Source organism: Cloacibacterium sp. Arc13, assembly GCF_041431305.1.
In the GTDB taxonomy this organism is placed as follows: domain Bacteria; phylum Bacteroidota; class Bacteroidia; order Flavobacteriales; family Weeksellaceae; genus Cloacibacterium; species Cloacibacterium caeni_B.
The window spans coordinates 1-1440 of the sequence record NZ_JASMRM010000034.1; the positions used below are offsets into that span (position 1 = coordinate 1).

The 1440-nt window shown below is 31.3% G+C and carries 2 protein-coding genes; both read left to right on the forward strand.

The genetic code is table 11. From position 1 onward, the window contains the following. Nucleotides 1-42 precede the first annotated feature (42 nt). Nucleotides 43-462 (forward strand): hypothetical protein, encoded by a 420-nt coding sequence (locus QO190_RS13195; RefSeq protein ID WP_371463846.1) that lies wholly within the window; start codon nucleotides 43-45, stop codon nucleotides 460-462. Further along, the gene (locus QO190_RS13200) at nucleotides 459-1370 is read left to right on the forward strand and encodes an IS3 family transposase (protein WP_371463844.1); all 912 of its coding nucleotides are present in this window, start codon (nucleotides 459-461) and stop codon (nucleotides 1368-1370) included. Before QO190_RS13195 ends, QO190_RS13200 begins: the two co-directional genes overlap by 4 nt. Nucleotides 1371-1440: the final 70 nt, after the last annotated feature.

The following is a 1440-nucleotide window of genomic DNA, read 5'->3' on the forward strand; positions in this document are numbered from 1 at the left end:
TGTCTTGTCCTAAAATAGCTTTACACAAAAAAGTGTAAAAGAATGAACAAACGACAAATTATTTTAGGATTAAAAAGGCCTAGTGAATTTACTTTATCTGAGCGGCAACAAATAGTTGAAGAGTACCTATTAACAAAATGCAAAAAGCGAGATATTTGGGAAAAATATACAGGCGAGAAAGAGGAACACGGTCAGATATTACGATGGATGCGTCAATTAGGCTATGAAATTGAACCAAAATACAGTAAATTAGCTATAAATAAAACTGATATTATGGCTAAAAGAGATTCCAAACAAACTATAGAAGAGCTTCAAATGAAAGAAAAAATCAAGCAATTAGAACAGGCATTGGTTAATTCAGAATTACGAGCTACCGCTTTGGAAATGATGATTGAAGTTGCTGAAAAAGAGCTAAAAATCAATATAAGAAAAAAGTCCAATACCAAACCATCTTCAAAATGAAAGAGCGTAAACCTAACTTAGGATTAAGCAAAATATGCCGATTGTTTGGTGTAACAAGACAGGCATATTACCAATATTTTGAGCGGAATATTGACACAGAATTAGAACATGAATTGATTATAACAGAAGTTCTTAAAATAAGAAGACAGAACCCAAGAATAGGAACTAGAAAGCTTTATGTTATGTTGGAATGTTTTATGCATGAGCATCAAATCAAAATGGGAAGAGATGCCTTATTTAATTTATTATCTGTGAATAACTTGTTGATTAGACGCAGAAAAAGGTTAATAAAAACAACGCAATCTCATCATTGGTTAAAAAAATATCCAAATCTAATAAAAGGATTTTCCGCTTCTAGACCTAATGAATTGTTTGTGAGTGATATAACGTATTGGAAAACAAAAAATAAGGTGCTTTATATTCATTTAGTAACAGACGCTTACAGCAGGAAAATAGTTGGACATTGTTTGTCTCAAACACTGGAAGCAGAGCATAGTGTAAAAGCATTACAAATGGCTCTCTCTGCCTTTGAAGGGGCAGAGAGCCATTTGCCCATAACGCATCATTCAGACAGAGGAGTACAGTATTGTAGTCAAAAATATGTAAACCTATTACAGGATTATAATATACAAATTAGCATGACGGAGAATGGAGACCCTCTTGAAAATGCTATTGCAGAACGTGTAAATGGAATTTTAAAAGAAGAATATTTAAACAATTATGAGGTTGAAAACTATAGTCAAGCAAAAGAATTACTAGATGCTGTAATTAGAATTTATAACAATGAAAGACCTCATATGAGCATTGGATATATAACTCCAGAAAAAGTTCACTCAAAGGAACTTAAAAAGGGAGATTGTAAATGGAAAAATTATTACAAAAAAAAGGAGGTTGTAAATCTATTTTAGAATTATATTTGAACTGTAAACGAATTTTAGTATTAATATAAAAAGTGTAAACTTTTTTTAGGACGTGACA

What these genes read in the sequence shown, in the direction of transcription:
- QO190_RS13195 (WP_371463846.1), top strand. Translation starts at nt 43, where the DNA reads ATGAACAAACGACAAATTATTTTAGGATTAAAAAGGCCTAGTGAATTT.
- QO190_RS13200 (WP_371463844.1), top strand. Translation starts at nt 459, where the DNA reads ATGAAAGAGCGTAAACCTAACTTAGGATTAAGCAAAATATGCCGATTG.